The following is a 16,520-nucleotide window of genomic DNA, read 5'->3' as shown; positions in this document are numbered from 1 at the left end:
GCCTTATTCGGATAAATGACTAATTTAGTTATTCTTCACCAGTTTAAATTGTATCGCAAGGTTTTTTACAAGGTTATTTGAGCAAAAGGAGAACTTACTGTTATTTTTCCTGATGTACATTTAATCTGGAACAGCACACTATTCTGTTTAGTTTGTTTTTCACAATCTAGCCCTAAAAACTGACGTTGCTTTTGATTTTCAGCAATTTGTATCACTTGTGTTTCATGGTAAATTCTATTCATACATTGACGTTGCATTGCCAACCATTGATTAATTGAAAGGAAAATCACACTAAAAATACTCAAAGTGACTAATAATGATAAAAGAGTCATCCCTTTATAATGCTTTAAAATCATGCCAACTTTTTTCTACTAAACGCCAATGACTCAATTGAGTTTGCCAATATTCTACTGTTGTTTTTCTATAACTCACTTGTATCGTCGGATCAAGTGTCAGCTTGCCAGCCGTAATTACCGTACCTGTAATTTTTCCCTTACCTTTTATATGTAAATCCCCTTCTGCAATAACAACTGCATTTTTATTTCCTGATAACTCCCATTCATTTTGTTTTGCAGTAAACCAATAAAATTGTGAGATATTTAAATGATTAGATGAAAAATGAGCGGAAAAAATAGGTATATTTTCACGCTGGATAAAATAATCAAATTTCTGCTCATTCAAAGCAGAGTGTGGTACAGCCTTGAATAAAGATAAACGAGAACACCAAACATATTGTGCATATTCATCTTCTAAAGATGGACTAACAAACTCTAATTTATGCGCATTTTTATTTAAATTTAATGGCAAATTTTTACATAAATTATACTTTTCCCGAGAACTATCTATTTGTAAATTAAGACTTTGTTTGATGTAATATTTATATTGTTGCGTTTGAATTAAATATAATCGTAATAAATCTTCATTAACAAATAAAAACATGATTAATATACCACTCAACAATAGCAGTATACTTAATGTCACGATACCTGATTGAGCTTTCATGATGAATGATTATTCAATAATGGAACAACAACAGAAGTTTCATAAAAAATTGTTGGTTTAGATCGCCTATAACCAGCTAAAAATACTTCTATCCCTCGCTTATCAGATAACCAACTAAACTGCAATTGATCAATAACATATTCTTGTTTATCTAATAAATCTACCCAGCCACCTTTAGTACAAGCATGCTTTTGTAATAAAGTCTGACACTCTTCTAGTTTACAACGAGAATTAACTGCATTTTTATAAGTAAGACGTGTTTCAACCATCCCTTTGTTTAACCGATAACCAAATAGTTCTCGCTCAAGATGAGCAGTATTATTACGACCGCCAACCACACAGCTGTTACCTTTAAATTTACCGCCTAAACATCCATTAGCATCTAGATCATAAAAAAACAAAACACAATCTTTTTTATTTGATCCATTTATTGAAAATAACTGTAAACTGCTCTGGTCTTGTTCAAATAATGAAAAATTTGTTTGTTGTATTTTAGTAGAAAAAGCACGAAATCCAGCTCTCCGAATATCTTTAGCGATTAACCTAGCTACATGTTGTAACTCTGATTGCAGCTGTAACTGTAAAAAAAGAGGCTGATTCTGACGTTGACTATGTACATAAAAAGAAATAAATATTAATAATAAAAATGAAGAAAGTGATAAAGATAAAAGTAAACTAAATAATGTGTAACCACGATATAACATTATATTAGTTCCCCTTATTTTCACAGGCACTTAGCGATTGATGCATTTTCAGCTTAATACTCCCTACATTGAATAACGAGAATACTCTTCTTTGATTCCCCATTTGCAAAACAAAACAAGTTGTTTCCAATGTATCTCTAATTCCACTTAAACGACTCATTTCCCTCGGATAATAAAATTTACTGACTAACATAATTCGATCAGCAAATTGAGGATAATAAAACAATGCCAAGGCATTTTGCGAACAGGACTTTGAATCTAAACAATCACAAATACGTTCAAATTTTCTTTGCACGCTTAGACACCAACGCTTGTGAGCTAAATCACGATTAGCCACTAATAACCAAACTTCTTGTGAGTTCGCCACACGTGACTGTGCCAGACGTAAAAATGCATATAATTTATTCAACTCTTGGTCAAAGCGGTGCTCATCATACAGATAGCGCCACTTAGGTAAAGTAATAACTAAAACACTACTTAATAAAAATAAAACGACTAACATTTCTAATAAAGTAAAGCCTTTCTTCATATTTCCTCTTTTTTAACTTACTTTAGTTTTTGTCGTAGTTATGATGAAAAAAACTAGTACGATATTGGAATGTGGATCGCAAAAATAAACTATACCGACGAAAAAACTAATAAAATATGTTGAAAACATGAAAGATATTAGAATAAATGAAGAATAACAAAATAGATGAAGAGAAATATTAAGTGGTGGGTCGTGAAGGATTCGAACCTTCGACCAACGGATTAAAAGTCCGCTGCTCTACCGACTGAGCTAACGACCCATTTGCATTTTACTGCTGGGGATTTATTACGAATAGTTTAAGTGGTGGGTCGTGAAGGATTCGAACCTTCGACCAACGGATTAAAAGTCCGCTGCTCTACCGACTGAGCTAACGACCCATTTGCATTTTACTGCTGAGGATTTATTACGAATAATTTAAGTGGTGGGTCGTGAAGGATTCGAACCTTCGACCAACGGATTAAAAGTCCGCTGCTCTACCGACTGAGCTAACGACCCAATTACATATTACTGCGTAACGGAGGCTTATAATACTGATTTTATTTCAATAATCAATAAAAATTTTCATTTTTTTATTCGTTTGTGTGAATAACCAACAAAAAAGAAGAACTCAGCTATATTTTATTGGCAATTCAATAATCAATAAAAAATATATGATAAAAAATAGGGGCTTAAACCAGCCCCTATTAGTAAACGAGAATATCAGGATTAGTATGCTAACACTGCACGACGATTTTTAGAATATGCTGCTTCATCATGACCTAACACAGCTGGCTTCTCTTCACCATAAGATACTGTTGAAACTTGGCCAGCTTGAACACCTTTAGATGATAAATAGCTATGTACTGCATCAGCACGACGTTGACCTAATGCAATATTATACTCTGGCGTACCACGCTCATCTGTGTTTCCTTCAACAACAACTTTAGTTGCTGGAGTTGCATTTAAAAATGCCGCATGAGCATCTAAGATCTGAACATATTCGCCTTCGATATTATATTTATCAAAACCGAAATAAACCGTATTATAACGTTGTTGTAAATCTTGTACTGAATAGCCACCGAACATTTGACCTGCGCTTTCATCTTTTTTAGATGAGCCACAAGCAGCTAACATAGCAACAGAACCAGCAACTAATAATACTTTAGTTAATTTTTTCATTGTTTTCTCCTCAGAGTTTTTTATTTAGTTAAATATGGTGACCAAGCAGGGAATTTAACTTGTCCATCATTTCCTGGTAACCGTGCTTTAAAACGACCATCAGCGGATACCAATTGTAGCACTTTTCCTAGCCCTTGGGTAGAACTGTAAATGATCATAATACCATTTGGCGAAATACTCGGACTTTCATCAAGGAAAGTAGAACTCAATATTTCTATTGAACCTGAAGATAAATCCTTCTTCACAATATTATCACCACTAATCATGATCATAGCGCTACCATCGGCAGTAATTTGCCCACTATAACTGCGACCACCAGAGCTCACTAATGATGTACCACCACCCGTAGCACTCATTTGATAAACTTGCGGTGAACCGCTTCTATCAGATGTGAACAAAATTGTTTGTCCATCAGGCGACCAAGAAGGTTCTGTATTATTACCTGTACCTCTAGTCAACTGAGAAACTTGTCCACTACCTAAATTCATTACATAAATATTTAATACACCATCTTGTGATGATGCAAACGCTAATCTTGAACCATCAGGTGAAAATGCAGGTGCACCATTGTGCCCTTTAAAAGATGCAACTACTTTACGCGCACCAGAACCTAAGTCCTGTACAACTAATTGTGACTTACGATTTTCAAAAGACACATAAGCTAACTTTTTACCATCATGTGACCATGCTGGCGACATCAAAGGCTGTGAGCTACGATTTACTACAAATTGGTTGAAGCCATCGTAATCAGAAACTCGTACTTCATAAGGTTGAGAACCACCATGTTTTTGTACAATATAAGCAATACGTGTTCTAAATGCCCCTTTAATACCCGTTAACTTTTCAAATACCTCATCACTTACTGTATGCGCACCATAACGTAGCCATTTAGTTGTAACTGTATATTGATTTTGACTTAATACAGAACCCGCCATACCTGTTGCACCAATTGTATCAACCAATTGATATGCAATATTAAAGCTGCCATTTGCGGGCGTTACTTGTCCAACCACAACGGCATCAATACCTAGTGAAGCCCAAGCTTCAGGATTCACTTCTGATACTGAAGTTGGCTGCTGCGGCATTCTATTAACTGTAATAGGATTAAATTTTCCGCTATTACGTAAATCAGCTGCAATAATATCAGCGATATCTGCGGGAGCAGAACCAGGCCCATTCCACTTAAACGGCACTACTGCAATTGGTCTAGCGCTATCTACCCCCTCATCAATCACAATACGGACTTCTGCTTGTGCGACACTACTTATTACACCTAAGGAAAGGAAAAATAAGACAAAACGCATCATTAATTTCATAAAATCACCTATATTAATCATAGATTAGACAAAATACCCGATTTACCTTAATTTAAAATCAACTGGTACTTTTTTATATTTATTATAAATCTCATCTGTTGGAGCAGGCGGCACTTTCTTAGTCCGCGCAACAGCACTTAGTGCAGCATTACAAATATCATCGGGTCCAGAAACGCGTCGATAATTGGCAATCGTACCATCACGTAAAAACTCAACTTCGACAACACACACTTTATTTGCAAAACTTGGTTCTTTTAAAAAACGACGTTGAATTTCTTTCTTGATAACACCAGCATACTGATCGCCTGTTTTCCCACCATCACCTGCGCCTCTTGCTGCGCCACTACCTTGTGAGCCTTGACGGTTTGTATTGCCACCAACCACTGCAGAGCCACCGCCAATATCACCGCCATTTAAAAAGTTATCTAGAGCAGCTTGTTCAGCTTTCCGTTGAGCATCTGCTTTCGCTTTAGCTTCTGCTTCAGCCTTAGCTTTCTCTGCCTTTGCTTTTGCTTCCGCCTCAGCCTTAGCTTTCTCTGCCTTTGCTTTTGACTCTTCTTCAGCTTGTTTTGCTAATGCTGCTAAACGTTTAGCTTCTGCCTCAGCTTTTAGTTTTGCAGCCTCGGCAGCTTCTTTGGCTTTAGCTTCTAATTCACGTTGTTTTTCTAATGCATCCTGCTTAGCTTTGTCCTCAGCTTTCTTTTTTTCAGCTAGCTCTTTTAATCTATCCGCTTCCTTTTGTTTTTCTAATTCTAGCTGTTTTTGTCTTTCAAGCTCTTTCTGACGCTCAATTTCTTGTTGCTGCTCAAGCAGAACATCTTGAGTCTTCTGCTGTTCCACTTGACCTTTCTTCTGTTGTTGAAGCCTTCCCCATTCTTGTGCAGCCGAGCCAGTATCAACCATTACAACATCAATGATCTCACCATCGCCTTCACCACCACCCATAATTTCTACTTTGTGATAGAGCGAACCTAACACTAACAAACCAAACAAGATAATATGCAAAATGATCGAGATCATTATTGCATTGATATCTGTATTTTGTCGCTTTATTTGCACAATATTACCTATATTAAATTGGATTGGTCATCAATCCGACAGACTTAATGCCTGCAAGATGAAGTAAATTCAACGCTTTTATTACCTCTTCATAAGGTACATCTTTCGCACCACCTACGAGAAATAACGTATTATTGTCTTTTTCAAACTCTTGTTTCGATAGTTGAGTTACCATTTCTTCAGTTAAGCTTTCTAGGCGTTCTGAGCCAATCGATAATGTGTATTGTCCCACACCAGACACTTCCAAAATCACAGGTACTTTATCTTCGTTAGTAACCTCTTGGCTTTGAACAGAATCAGGTAATTCGACTTGTACACTTTGACTAATAATTGGTGCTGTTGCCATAAAAATAAGCAAAAGAACCAATAACACATCTAAAAAAGGAACAATATTAATTTCTGATTTAACATCTCTGCGTTTGCGACGATAAGACATCAATACCCCTAAAACTTTTTGAAAATCAACCGCACTTAAATAATATAAAAGCACAGTCTAAAATTTCATAATTTAATCAATGTGTACCATTCTTGCCAAAAGCTTGACGATGCAGAATAGTAGTAAACTCATCAATAAAATTACCGTAATTCTGTTCTAGTTTACTCACACGTAAACTTAAACGGTTATAAGCCATAACAGCTGGAATTGCTGCAAACAAACCTATTGCCGTAGCAATGAGAGCCTCTGCAATACCTGGTGCGACCATCTGTAAAGTAGCTTGTTTCGCGCCACTTAATGCCATGAATGCATGCATGATGCCCCATACTGTACCGAACAAACCAATATATGGACTAATTGAGGCAACTGTAGCTAGAAATGGTACTCGAGTTTCTAGCTCTTCTACTTCACGGTTCATGGCTAAATTCATCGCACGTGAGCTACCTTGAATAATAGCTTCAGGTGCATTAGGATTCGCTTGCTTTAAACGTGAAAACTCTTTGAAACCAACATAAAAAATTTGCTCACTACCACTCAGTCCATCACGTCTATTCTCCAAGCCTTCAAACAAACGATTTAAGTCTTCACCAGACCAAAAACGATCTTCAAATGCAACTGAATCTTTTAGTGCTTTTGTTAAAACACGACTACGTTGGATAATAATCGCCCAAGACATGATAGAAAAAATAATTAAAATTACAATAACAAGTTGAACAACAATACTCGCTTTTAGAAATAATTCTAAGAAGTTCAAATCTGCAGTCATTACATACTCCAAAAAGGTTTCATAGCTAACGTACCAGAGCTGTTTTTACTACTATAGGGATAGCCACTGGTTTCATTTTTCCAAGATCAACACAGGCTACTTTTACAGTAGCCTCGCACAAAATGAGTTCATTTTTCTTTAACTTCTGAATAAAGGAGATTGATGCACCTTTTACTCCTGTAATTATTGTTTCTACTATTAATAAATCATCTAGTCTCGCAGGAAAACAATAATCAATATTCATTGTTTTGACAACAAAGGCAAGTTGTCGTTCATTTAATAAGGTTTGCTGTGAGAAATTCAAACTGCGTAAATATTCTGTTCTTGCTCGCTCAAAAAAATGTAAATAACGAGCATGATACACTACACCACCAGCATCGGTATCTTCATAATAAACACGAATAGGAAAATTAAATCCAGTTTCCAGCATAATTAGTATTCCTTTCGCTTATAAAAATCTTCTCACGAGATAAATCGGTGGCGTATTTTAGAGCTTGTATGAATAACAAGCAAGCCCCCATCAGCATCATAATGGAATATTTTATTTTGAAGATAAGTCCTTTCACATTAACCAACTTACATAAAACGCAAGAATCACTGCAATATAGCCTAATAGTGGAGCAAAAACTAGCCTCAAAATCATCGAATACATTTCAAATCCCATGCCATGAACCCACAGAATTACAGTCCCCCATATACTACATAAAACTAAAGCAGCAGGTGCATTACGCAAATTTGTTGAAAAATCCTGAATATTCAAGAAAAAACATAATGTAATTAAAATTGCCAATATAAATGAAAGGGTTCTAAACGAACCCTTATTAAAGATTTGATATAGTGAATTAATCATCGAGATTACTCATCAAATTTACCTGTTTTTTCAATACTGATAGTAATTAACGCAGCTAACATGACAGCGAACAAAACACCCAATATCCAAATGACATAAAACATGATATTTCTCCTTAGTATAATGAGTTTTTGTTTTGCTCGATAAATTCACTATCAAGTCTGCCAAACATTTTCCAGTATGCCCAAATTGTGTATGAAAGTAAAATAACAACAAACACAAGAGCAAAACCTAACATTAATGTTAATGTTAATTTACTTGACGTTGAATCCCACATTAACAAGCTTAATTCTGGATGACTGATAGATGGCATAACAAATGGGAACATAGAAATACCCGCAGTTAAAATAATACCAGCCATTGTTAATGATGAAAACAAGAATGCAAAACCTGAACGATTAGCTTTTGATGCTAGGATATTTAAGATTGCACCACCAACAGCAAGCAAAGGGAAAAACCATAAAAGTGGCATTTCTTTATAATTGTTGAACCAAGCACCTGACTCGATTGCAACAGTTTTACCAAACGGTGTTGACTGAGCATTGTGGTCAATTACAGAAGTCACAATAAAACCATCTTTGAAATACAACCAAATTCCTGCAAGTACAAAAGTAATCAATGTTGCGAATGCACCAACTTGTGTAATTACACGAGAACGCTCACGTAATTCACTCGTAGTTTTCATTTGTAACCATGCACCACCTTGAGTTGTTAGCATTGATAAGCTGACTAATCCGCAAAGTAAAGCAAATGGATTTAATAATGCGAAGAATGAACCCGTATATTTAACCTGTAATAATTCATTGAACTCAAATGGTACACCTTGTAATAAGTTACCAAATGCCACACCGAATACTAATGAAGGAACAAAACCACCGATAAATAAGCCCCAGTCCCATAGCGTGCGCCAAGTTGGATTATCAATTTTAGCACGATATTCTAAGCCAACAGGGCGGAAAAATAACGCCGCTAAAACCAAAATCATAGCGATATAGAAACCAGAGAATGAGGTAGCATAAACTATCGGCCATGCTGCAAACATTGCACCGCCCGCTGTTAATAACCAAACTTGGTTACCGTCCCAATGTGGTGCAATTGAATTGATCATAATACGTTTCTCAACTTCTTTCTTACCTGCAAAAGGCAATAAATTAAGAACGCCCATATCAAATCCATCAGTTACTGCAAAACCAATAAGCAATACACCGATCAAGATCCACCAAACAAAACGTAGAATTTCATAATCAATCATAATCAGGCTCCTGCTTATTTAGATGACTGCTCATAATAGTAGCGACCTGTTTTTAATGAACTTGGTCCTAATCGACCATATTTGAACATTAAATACGTTTCAACTACAAGGAATAATGTGTAAAGTGCACAGATTAAACCAATAGAGAACCATAGATCACCTGTAGTTAATGCAGAATTTGCGACACCTACTGGTAAGACTTCATAGATTGCCCATGGTTGACGACCATACTCAGCAAGGAACCATCCACTTTCAATTGCAATCCATGGTAATGGAATACCCCATAAAAGTGCCTTTAAGAACCAAGGTTTCGTTCCTACTGTTTTACGCACGTTTTGAACAAATGCACCAATAATAAGAAGTAATAATAATCCGCCAGCAGCCATCATCACACGGAAAGACCAAAATGTTGGACCAACATTTGGGATTGTATCTGCTGCTGCTTGTTTAATTTGCTCTTCAGTTGCATCTACCACTTTATCTGTATAACGTTTTAGTAATAAACCAAAACCAAGATCTTTAGAAACTGCATTAAATTGCACTTTTGTTTCTTCGCTAACTTGACCTGCTTTTTTCTGTGCTTGTAACTGCATTAATAAGTCATAAGCCTGAATACCATTACGAACGCGCTCTACATTTAAAGCTTCTAAATCAGCAAGACCTGCAAATTGCTTGTCTAAAGAACGAGTAACAATAATCCCCGCTGCATAAGGAATTTGGATAGCAAAATCATTACGTTTTTCTGCTTGATTTGGTACTACAATCATATTCCAGTCTGCTGGTGCTGGTTGAGTATGCCATTCCCCCTCCATAGCAGCTAATTTCACTGGTTGAGTTTGACCAATTTCATAACCAGACTCATCGCCCATAATAATTACAGAAATAATTGAAATTAAACCAAATGTTGCAGCAATAGAAAAAGAACGTTTTGCGAAACCTAAATCACGTCCTTTTAAAATATAATATGCACTAATACCTAAAACAAACATCGCACCACTTACATAGCCTGCAGATAAAGTATGTAAGAATTTACTTTGTGCAACTGGATTTAACCATAAATCCATAAAACTGGTCATTTCCATTCGCATTGTTTCAAAATTAAATTCTGAAGCAACAGGATATTGCATCCAACCATTAGCAACCAAGATCCACATTGCAGATAAGTTTGAACCAAAAGCAACACAATATGTTGCTAATAAGTGCTTAGCTTTTGATAATCTATCCCATCCAAAGAAGAATAAACCGACAAAGGTTGACTCTAAGAAGAATGCCAACAATGCTTCAATAGCAAGAGGCGCACCAAAAATATCGCCCACATAATGAGAATAATATGACCAGTTAGTACCAAACTGGAATTCCATTGTAATACCAGTTGTCACACCAAGAGCAAAGTTAATACCAAATAACTTACCCCAGAACTTAGTCATATCTTTGTAAATTTCTTTGCCTGTGGCTACATAGAGCGTTTCCATAATCACAAGGATAAAAGATAATCCGAGTGTTAATGGCACAAACAAAAAGTGATATAACGCAGTTAATGCAAACTGCAATCGAGAGAGTTCAACAACGTCCAACATCTCAGCTCCTTGTAAATGCTACAAGATCTCACAATATGATTACAGAGTAATCACCCCAATACTTAAAGAAAACCCCTAAGTAGATCCCTTGAATTACCTCCACAATCATTACTATAAAACCAAAACATGACATTATTTTTACAGCGACAGTGCATCATTATATAGGTAACCCAACTTCGGTATCTATTCTACTACTAAATATAAGGATAAAAAATATAAAAAATGTCACATTGATCACATTTTTATACTTAAATCAAAAACAACACAAAATAAGCAGAACTCTATTGATTGATACAAGTCAAATTATAAGTTTTATTAACATTTTATCAACGACTAGTGAGAGAAAAATCACAGTTTGGGTAAAAAAACAACAAAAGGCTAGACATCTATTATAGATTTTGTTACTTTGACGAACGGTTTAATTACCCTAGAACAAAAAATTCAAAGGAATTATAATGAAACAACAATTTTCCATCATTTTGACCGCACTTTTTGCGGTAACTGCATTAGTTTCATCCCCGTCCTATGCGACAACAAAAATAGAAGGAATTAAAACTAACTCTAATGCAGCAGTGCCACAGCAATGTGAAAAACTTTTTAAGGAAACTGAAAATCTTATTGCTGAAGCGGAAAAACAGCCTGGAACACATAAACAGGTAGGTAAAATTAAAAGTAAATTAAATCAAAGTAAACAGCAAATTCTTGAAATGGAACTTGCGACTCAAATTAAAAGTTGTGATTTTGCTTTAGCAAAATTAAATAATTTAAAACAACAAGAACACTAAATAAGAAAAATGCTTATTAATCAAAAATTAATAAGCATTTTTACTACATTGAATATCATCTATCCTACTATTTTTTCCACACCAAAATGTCGATATGTCCGAGATGTCGCGATGCGTCCTCTTGGCGTCCGTTGTAAAAAACCTTGTTGAATTAAATAAGGTTCTAGTACATCCTCAATAGTATCTCGCTCTTCACCAATAGCTGCTGCAAGGTTATCCAATCCTACAGGTCCACCATCAAACCGCTCAATAACAGCATTTAATAATTTCCTATCGAGATAATCAAATCCTGCATCATCTACATCCAGCATTAACAAAGCAGCTTTAGCTACATCTTCTGAAATCATACCTTGATTACGTACATCCGCAAAATCACGTACACGCCTTAATAAACGATTGGCAATACGTGGCGTACCACGAGAACGACGAGCGATTTCATAAGAAGCATTAGCCGCAATATCTAAATTTAAACAATGTGCACTACGTGAAACAATAGAAGTTAAATCCTCTACTGAATAAAACTCTAGTCGTTGAACGATACCAAAACGGTCACGTAATGGCGAAGTGAGTGAACCCGCTCTTGTTGTAGCACCAATTAATGTAAATGGGGGAAGATCAAGCTTAATTGAACGTGCTGCTGGTCCTTCACCAATCATAATATCTAATTGATAATCTTCCATCGCGGGATAAAGTACTTCTTCGATTGCTGGTGACAAGCGATGAATTTCGTCAATAAATAATACATCATGTGGTTCTAAATTCGTTAACATCGCTGCTAAATCACCCGCTTTTTCCAATACTGGTCCAGAGGTTGTTCTAATATTAACGCCCATCTCATTCGCTACAATATTCGCCAGGGTTGTTTTTCCTAACCCTGGAGGGCCAAAAATCAGCAAATGATCAAGAGCATCTTGGCGTAATTTTGCAGCTTGAATAAAAATATCCATCTGCTCACACACTTGTGGCTGTCCCACATAATCATTTAATAATTTAGGGCGGATAGCACGATCTATATATTCTTCATCTGATTTTGCGGTTGTGCTAATAATGCGATCTGCTTCAATCATAGTTATATCAAATTTTAATTCTTATAATGAGGCTTTTAATGCTTCGCGAATGAGTTGTTCACTCGATAGCTCTGGTTTATTAACTTTTTTTACCATTTTTTCTGCTTCAGAGGCTTTATACCCTAAAGCTATCAAGGCATAAACTGCTTCGTCACTTGGCTCTTCACCTTTTTCATACCTTTTTTCAGTCATTGGAAGATGCTTACTTTCCACAAAGAAATCGCTCTGTTGATTCCCTTTAAATTTCCCTTTTAATTCAACTAACAAGCGCTCAGCCGTTTTTTTACCTACACCTGGAATTTTAACTAGTTTAGATAACTCTTCACGCTCAATCGCATAAGCAAACTCAGTTACTGACATCGCAGACAAAATCGCTAATGCAAGTTTAGGTCCAACACCATTTGTTTTTATCAATTCCCGAAACAAAGTGCGGTCTGTTTTCTGCGAAAACCCAAATAATAAATGCGCATCCTCACGTACAACAAGATGTGTAAACAATGCGACTTGTTGCCCTATATCTGGTAGATCATAGAAGCTAGTCATAGGTAATAACAATTCATATCCAACGCCTTGTACATCTAGCAAAATTTCAGGTGGCTGTTTTTCAACAATATGCCCTGTCAAATGACCAATCATAATTTCCTCATTGCCTACTACATTAGCTGTATAGCATAAAATAAAACTGGATGAATATCCAGTTAAATTTTTAAACGAAACCGTCCCCTGCTATATCTAGCTCGCACTAGTGTACTCGTTTTTTCTTGAATTTGAGTCATTTGTATCGAGTTTGTTACGTGAAAAGAATGCTGTGTTGAATGTGCATGTGTAATGGCTATCGCTAATGCATCAGCTGCATCAGCTTGTGGCGTTTCTGAAAGCTTTAAAATACGAGTTACCATATCCTGAACTTGGATCTTATCTGCGGATCCCGTACCAACTACGGTTTGTTTAACTAAACGAGCAGCATATTCAAATACTGGTAAGTCTTGATTAACAGCTGCAACAATCGCAGCACCTCTCGCCTGTCCTAACTTTAAGGCTGAATTAGCATTCTTAGCCAAAAAGACCTCTTCTATTGCAAATATTTCGGGGTGAAACTGCATAATAATCTCATTTATCCCCACATAAATACGTTTTAAACGTGTTGGTAAATCTTGTACTGAAGTACGAATTACTCCACTTCCTAGATATTCTAGTCGTTTTCCTGTCTGACGAATGACACCATAGCCTGTCACACGTGAACCAGGATCAATCCCTAAAATAATTGACATTCAATTCCCCAAAAAAATAAATGGATTTACATTTTACTGTAAATCCATTCTATTTTGTCGATATTAATACTAATTATTTTGCAATATCACAATTTCTCGCTAAAATTTTGTTATTATCAGTAAACATGACAGGTACTGTAGTATTTACTGTCTTAGCTGTAAAACCCTCATCTAATGACCAAACTTTGTTACCTTCTACGAAGCGAGTGCCATCTTTATAGGCGCTATCAAGCTTCATTTCATCTCCTACAACTTTACGGTTAATGCTCACGGTCGCACTATCAGCTTTCCCATCAACAAATGCATAAGTGACAGAAACAACTTGATTTCTCTTGCCTTTTACATCACAAAAATATGCAGCTGTTTCAAAAGTAGGTTCAGAGACCTTCATTTCCATCGCTTTTTTCTCTGCCATTTTCATATCTGAGCCCATATTTTGAGAGCAAGCCGTTAATCCACCAACAACCATTAAGCCTACCAAAAGTTTAGTTAATTTCATAAATTCTCCTAAAATGAATAATTGAGTGCATAATTTATGCATACTTTCGACAAGATTAGATTAAATAAGTTCTAATTCAATACAAAATTTATAACATAGCCGCAACTTCATCGCTAATCTCGCCATTATGATATACATTTTGTACATCATCACAATCTTCTAACATATCGATAAGTTTTAACAATTTGGGGGCTGTTTCAGCATCTAGCTCAACTGTAGTTGATGGAATCATTGTCACTTCAGCATTAGTAACTTTCACACCAGCTGTTTCAATAGCATCACGCACACTAGTTAATTCTTCCCAAGCAGTATAAACTTCAAAACTACCATCTTCTTGGGCTTGAATATCGTCAGCCCCTGCCTCAATTGCGGCGTCCATAATGACATCTTCATCACCAGAGTCAATTAAAATCAATCCTTTTTTACTAAAGAGATAACCTACAGACCCCTCCGTACCTAAATTGCCACCACATTTTGTAAAACTTGGGCGGACTTGTGAAATAGTGCGATTGGCATTATCACTTAAGCACTCGACCATAACGGCTGTGCCACCTGGTCCATAACCTTCATATATTTTAGTTTCCATGTTAGTATCATCACCGCCACCAACACCACGTTCAATTGCACGATTAATTGTATCACGGGTCATATTACTGGATAATGCTTTATCGACAGCTGTACGTAAACGAGGATTAGCACCAACATCGCCACCACCTAATTTCGCAGCAGTAACTAACTCACGAATTAATTTTGTAAAAATTTTCCCGCGTTGCGCATCTTGTGCTGCTTTACGGTGTTTTATATTTGCCCACTTACTATGGCCTGCCATTTTTAATTTCCTTCTTAAAGTTATAACAAGTACAAGGATTTTTGGTCATATATTATTTGTACTTAGTTTAGATAAATATTTTTCAATTAATGCGCTATTATTCCATGATTTTGTTAATTTAACCGCCTCAGATATAGATAACCATTGAAAAGCAATATGCTCTGTTAATACTGGTGCTCGCTCATCAGGTAACGCCAACAAAAACCAATGTTCGATACTATGTGTAATATCAGGTGCGTATTTATATCGAAAATGTGGGAATATTTCAAATTTGATCCACTCATTACAATCAAAAAGAGAAAGTCCCTCAGCAACTATATCAACACCGATTTCTTCTTTTACTTCTCTAGTTGCAGCTTGTCTTGGTAACTCACCTAATTCTAACGAACCTGTTATAGATTGCCAAAATGAAGGATCATCTTTACGTTGTAACATTAATACACGATGTGTAAATTCACAATACACAGCCACTAAAACGCTATTTGGGTTTTTATACATTTTTAAATTTAATTAATGTAATAACTCTGGTTTAATAATACCTTTTAATTGAGAATAAGGTAATATCAAATCAATTTCACCTTCTGCATAGGAACCTAAGGTATAAACTGGATAGCGAAAAACTAATCCATTAATAGTAAACACAAAGTTATTAGTCGCTTGTAGCTGCTCATTCTCCATATTATCTGCTGTAATACCTAACCCATTTAAACGGGCCATATTTTTCTCGCGTAATAATTGAGTTAATGCACTGAGTTTGTCTGGTGAAACAAGTAAATCCTTAAGTTGGTAAATGACTTTGTCTGTTAAATCAATATTTAAAAATTGCGTATCATAGATACCATGAGCACCACCAGTATAATAGCTTGTTATTACTGAAAATGTCGCTACACGCCCTCGTTGTCCGATAAAGTGAATTTCACGAGTATAATCCCATCCTTGATTAATTTCTAATTCAGGTAGTACATCATTGAACCATTTTTGTACTAGTTGCTCAACACCTTGTTCTGATGATTTCGTTTCTGTTAATACACTTAAAGTGAGACTATCTAAGAATTGGTTCAACCAGTCTAAATTTGTCTTTTGTGAGATCAAGCTTAAACTTGCACAATGTTCTTCAATTAAATCAGCTTCAACCTTGGCATTAATGCATTGAAGACGTTGCGCTAAAATATGGAAATCAGATTGAATCGCAACGACTTGGTTAGTAGGGGAGCTTGTATTAAAAAATGGTAATTTATCAAAACAAGCACTTAATAAAACTGTGATAACCAATAAGATACTTTTACGCATAAAATATCCCTGAAATTATTTTACCCTTTAATAACCTAAAATGAAGAACCCTCAAAAAGCCAATAAAACATAGACATTTTATTTATCAAAACAACACGTTTTTAAAGTACGGTCAAAACAGACCACACTT

At 35.7% G+C, this 16,520-nt stretch carries 22 protein-coding genes and 3 tRNA genes; 1 reads left to right on the top strand and 24 read right to left on the bottom strand.

Translation table 11 applies throughout. The features are described 5' to 3' along the window. Positions 1–65 precede the first annotated feature (65 nt). The 17 genes from DYE19_RS01820 to DYE19_RS01740 all read right to left on the bottom strand — a co-directional run bounded on the left by DYE19_RS01820 (position 66) and on the right by DYE19_RS01740 (position 10,649). The gene (locus DYE19_RS01820) at positions 66–356 is read right to left on the bottom strand and encodes a DUF5374 domain-containing protein (protein WP_049216395.1); all 291 of its coding nucleotides are present in this window, start codon (positions 354–356) and stop codon (positions 66–68) included. Continuing rightward, positions 337–939 carry a DUF2572 family protein gene (locus tag DYE19_RS01815; RefSeq protein ID WP_049216396.1) on the bottom strand — a complete coding sequence of 201 codons (603 nt, stop codon included), beginning with the start codon at positions 937–939 and terminating at the stop codon, positions 337–339. Before DYE19_RS01815 ends, DYE19_RS01820 begins: the two co-directional genes overlap by 20 nt. Positions 940–998: 59 nt before the next feature. Next, on the bottom strand, positions 999–1,706 hold the full coding sequence (locus DYE19_RS01810) for a hypothetical protein (protein WP_115322409.1): 708 nt from the start codon (positions 1,704–1,706) through the stop codon (positions 999–1,001). 4 nt (positions 1,707–1,710) lie between these two features. Then, positions 1,711–2,235: a pilus assembly FimT family protein gene (locus DYE19_RS01805; RefSeq protein ID WP_049216398.1), complete on the bottom strand. Its 525-nt coding sequence runs from the start codon at positions 2,233–2,235 to the stop codon at positions 1,711–1,713. A 183-nt stretch (positions 2,236–2,418) separates the two neighbouring features. After that, positions 2,419–2,494, bottom strand: a tRNA-Lys gene (locus DYE19_RS01800). A 42-nt stretch (positions 2,495–2,536) separates the two neighbouring features. Continuing rightward, positions 2,537–2,612, bottom strand: a tRNA-Lys gene (locus DYE19_RS01795). A 42-nt stretch (positions 2,613–2,654) separates the two neighbouring features. Continuing rightward, positions 2,655–2,730, bottom strand: a tRNA-Lys gene (locus DYE19_RS01790). 210 nt (positions 2,731–2,940) lie between these two features. Continuing rightward, on the bottom strand, positions 2,941–3,393 hold the full coding sequence (gene pal / locus DYE19_RS01785; RefSeq protein ID WP_115322408.1) for a peptidoglycan-associated lipoprotein Pal: 453 nt from the start codon (positions 3,391–3,393) through the stop codon (positions 2,941–2,943). A gap of 20 nt (positions 3,394–3,413) precedes the next feature. Beyond that, on the bottom strand, positions 3,414–4,709 hold the full coding sequence (tolB, locus tag DYE19_RS01780) for a Tol-Pal system beta propeller repeat protein TolB (protein WP_115322407.1): 1,296 nt from the start codon (positions 4,707–4,709) through the stop codon (positions 3,414–3,416). 42 nt (positions 4,710–4,751) lie between these two features. Beyond that, entirely contained in the window at positions 4,752–5,768 is a 1,017-nt protein-coding gene (gene tolA, locus DYE19_RS01775; RefSeq protein WP_115322406.1) for a cell envelope integrity protein TolA, read from the bottom strand. Between the two features lie 13 nt (positions 5,769–5,781). After that, a complete protein-coding gene (gene tolR / locus DYE19_RS01770; RefSeq protein WP_049216402.1) occupies positions 5,782–6,204 on the bottom strand; it encodes a colicin uptake protein TolR in 423 nt (140 codons plus the stop codon). 76 nt (positions 6,205–6,280) lie between these two features. Next, complete coding sequence (tolQ, locus tag DYE19_RS01765; protein ID WP_049216403.1) at positions 6,281–6,970, bottom strand: protein TolQ; 690 nt, start codon at positions 6,968–6,970, stop codon at positions 6,281–6,283. A gap of 25 nt (positions 6,971–6,995) precedes the next feature. After that, on the bottom strand, positions 6,996–7,400 hold the full coding sequence (gene ybgC / locus DYE19_RS01760) for a tol-pal system-associated acyl-CoA thioesterase (protein WP_049216404.1): 405 nt from the start codon (positions 7,398–7,400) through the stop codon (positions 6,996–6,998). Positions 7,401–7,532: 132 nt separating this feature from the next. Further along, on the bottom strand, positions 7,533–7,820 hold the full coding sequence (ybgE, locus tag DYE19_RS01755; RefSeq protein WP_049216405.1) for a cyd operon protein YbgE: 288 nt from the start codon (positions 7,818–7,820) through the stop codon (positions 7,533–7,535). A gap of 5 nt (positions 7,821–7,825) precedes the next feature. Beyond that, the gene (locus tag DYE19_RS01750; protein ID WP_082303085.1) at positions 7,826–7,924 is read right to left on the bottom strand and encodes a cytochrome bd oxidase small subunit, CydX/CbdX family; all 99 of its coding nucleotides are present in this window, start codon (positions 7,922–7,924) and stop codon (positions 7,826–7,828) included. A gap of 11 nt (positions 7,925–7,935) precedes the next feature. After that, positions 7,936–9,072, bottom strand: coding sequence for a cytochrome d ubiquinol oxidase subunit II (gene cydB / locus DYE19_RS01745; protein WP_049216406.1), 1,137 nt, complete (start codon positions 9,070–9,072; stop codon positions 7,936–7,938). A gap of 14 nt (positions 9,073–9,086) precedes the next feature. Continuing rightward, positions 9,087–10,649, bottom strand: a complete 1,563-nt coding sequence (locus DYE19_RS01740; protein WP_049216407.1) for a cytochrome ubiquinol oxidase subunit I — start codon at positions 10,647–10,649, stop codon at positions 9,087–9,089. A 455-nt stretch (positions 10,650–11,104) separates the two neighbouring features. Here DYE19_RS01740 and DYE19_RS01735 point away from each other — a divergent pair, with 455 nt between their 5' ends. After that, positions 11,105–11,434 carry a DUF5339 domain-containing protein gene (locus DYE19_RS01735; protein WP_115322405.1) on the top strand — a complete coding sequence of 110 codons (330 nt, stop codon included), beginning with the start codon at positions 11,105–11,107 and terminating at the stop codon, positions 11,432–11,434. 59 nt (positions 11,435–11,493) lie between these two features. Here DYE19_RS01735 and ruvB read toward each other — a convergent pair whose 3' ends face one another. The 7 genes from ruvB to DYE19_RS01700 form a co-directional block, all read right to left on the bottom strand. After that, positions 11,494–12,501: a Holliday junction branch migration DNA helicase RuvB gene (gene ruvB, locus DYE19_RS01730; RefSeq protein ID WP_049216409.1), complete on the bottom strand. Its 1,008-nt coding sequence runs from the start codon at positions 12,499–12,501 to the stop codon at positions 11,494–11,496. Between the two features lie 21 nt (positions 12,502–12,522). Further along, positions 12,523–13,137, bottom strand: a complete 615-nt coding sequence (gene ruvA, locus DYE19_RS01725) for a Holliday junction branch migration protein RuvA (protein ID WP_115322404.1) — start codon at positions 13,135–13,137, stop codon at positions 12,523–12,525. Positions 13,138–13,199: 62 nt separating this feature from the next. Beyond that, the gene (gene ruvC / locus DYE19_RS01720; protein ID WP_115322403.1) at positions 13,200–13,772 is read right to left on the bottom strand and encodes a crossover junction endodeoxyribonuclease RuvC; all 573 of its coding nucleotides are present in this window, start codon (positions 13,770–13,772) and stop codon (positions 13,200–13,202) included. 73 nt (positions 13,773–13,845) lie between these two features. Further along, positions 13,846–14,271 carry an ACP-like domain-containing protein gene (locus tag DYE19_RS01715; protein WP_049216412.1) on the bottom strand — a complete coding sequence of 142 codons (426 nt, stop codon included), beginning with the start codon at positions 14,269–14,271 and terminating at the stop codon, positions 13,846–13,848. Between the two features lie 88 nt (positions 14,272–14,359). Then, the gene (locus tag DYE19_RS01710) at positions 14,360–15,100 is read right to left on the bottom strand and encodes a YebC/PmpR family DNA-binding transcriptional regulator (protein ID WP_115322402.1); all 741 of its coding nucleotides are present in this window, start codon (positions 15,098–15,100) and stop codon (positions 14,360–14,362) included. A gap of 45 nt (positions 15,101–15,145) precedes the next feature. Then, positions 15,146–15,598, bottom strand: a complete 453-nt coding sequence (gene nudB / locus DYE19_RS01705; RefSeq protein ID WP_049216414.1) for a dihydroneopterin triphosphate diphosphatase — start codon at positions 15,596–15,598, stop codon at positions 15,146–15,148. A 12-nt stretch (positions 15,599–15,610) separates the two neighbouring features. Continuing rightward, on the bottom strand, positions 15,611–16,390 hold the full coding sequence (locus DYE19_RS01700; RefSeq protein WP_115322401.1) for an RsiV family protein: 780 nt from the start codon (positions 16,388–16,390) through the stop codon (positions 15,611–15,613). Between the last annotated feature and the right edge of the window lie 130 nt (positions 16,391–16,520).

The sequence above is a fragment of the Pasteurella canis genome, from assembly GCF_900454865.1.
Lineage (GTDB): Bacteria > Pseudomonadota > Gammaproteobacteria > Enterobacterales > Pasteurellaceae > Pasteurella > Pasteurella canis.
This window is presented reverse-complemented; position numbering and strand designations above follow the sequence as displayed.

Coding starts and splice junctions, on each gene's coding strand:
- DYE19_RS01820 (WP_049216395.1), bottom strand. CDS start 356: ATGATTTTAAAGCATTATAAAGGGATGACTCTTTTATCATTATTAGTC.
- DYE19_RS01815 (WP_049216396.1), bottom strand. CDS start 939: ATGTTTTTATTTGTTAATGAAGATTTATTACGATTATATTTAATTCAA.
- DYE19_RS01810 (WP_115322409.1), bottom strand. CDS start 1,706: ATGTTATATCGTGGTTACACATTATTTAGTTTACTTTTATCTTTATCA.
- DYE19_RS01805 (WP_049216398.1), bottom strand. CDS start 2,235: ATGAAGAAAGGCTTTACTTTATTAGAAATGTTAGTCGTTTTATTTTTA.
- pal (WP_115322408.1), bottom strand. CDS start 3,393: ATGAAAAAATTAACTAAAGTATTATTAGTTGCTGGTTCTGTTGCTATG.
- tolB (WP_115322407.1), bottom strand. CDS start 4,709: ATGAAATTAATGATGCGTTTTGTCTTATTTTTCCTTTCCTTAGGTGTA.
- tolR (WP_049216402.1), bottom strand. CDS start 6,204: ATGTCTTATCGTCGCAAACGCAGAGATGTTAAATCAGAAATTAATATT.
- tolQ (WP_049216403.1), bottom strand. CDS start 6,970: ATGACTGCAGATTTGAACTTCTTAGAATTATTTCTAAAAGCGAGTATT.
- ybgC (WP_049216404.1), bottom strand. CDS start 7,400: ATGCTGGAAACTGGATTTAATTTTCCTATTCGTGTTTATTATGAAGAT.
- ybgE (WP_049216405.1), bottom strand. CDS start 7,820: ATGATTAATTCACTATATCAAATCTTTAATAAGGGTTCGTTTAGAACC.
- DYE19_RS01750 (WP_082303085.1), bottom strand. CDS start 7,924: ATGTTTTATGTCATTTGGATATTGGGTGTTTTGTTCGCTGTCATGTTA.
- cydB (WP_049216406.1), bottom strand. CDS start 9,072: ATGATTGATTATGAAATTCTACGTTTTGTTTGGTGGATCTTGATCGGT.
- DYE19_RS01740 (WP_049216407.1), bottom strand. CDS start 10,649: ATGTTGGACGTTGTTGAACTCTCTCGATTGCAGTTTGCATTAACTGCG.
- DYE19_RS01735 (WP_115322405.1), top strand. CDS start 11,105: ATGAAACAACAATTTTCCATCATTTTGACCGCACTTTTTGCGGTAACT.
- ruvB (WP_049216409.1), bottom strand. CDS start 12,501: ATGATTGAAGCAGATCGCATTATTAGCACAACCGCAAAATCAGATGAA.
- ruvA (WP_115322404.1), bottom strand. CDS start 13,137: ATGATTGGTCATTTGACAGGGCATATTGTTGAAAAACAGCCACCTGAA.
- ruvC (WP_115322403.1), bottom strand. CDS start 13,772: ATGTCAATTATTTTAGGGATTGATCCTGGTTCACGTGTGACAGGCTAT.
- DYE19_RS01715 (WP_049216412.1), bottom strand. CDS start 14,271: ATGAAATTAACTAAACTTTTGGTAGGCTTAATGGTTGTTGGTGGATTA.
- DYE19_RS01710 (WP_115322402.1), bottom strand. CDS start 15,100: ATGGCAGGCCATAGTAAGTGGGCAAATATAAAACACCGTAAAGCAGCA.
- nudB (WP_049216414.1), bottom strand. CDS start 15,598: ATGTATAAAAACCCAAATAGCGTTTTAGTGGCTGTGTATTGTGAATTT.
- DYE19_RS01700 (WP_115322401.1), bottom strand. CDS start 16,390: ATGCGTAAAAGTATCTTATTGGTTATCACAGTTTTATTAAGTGCTTGT.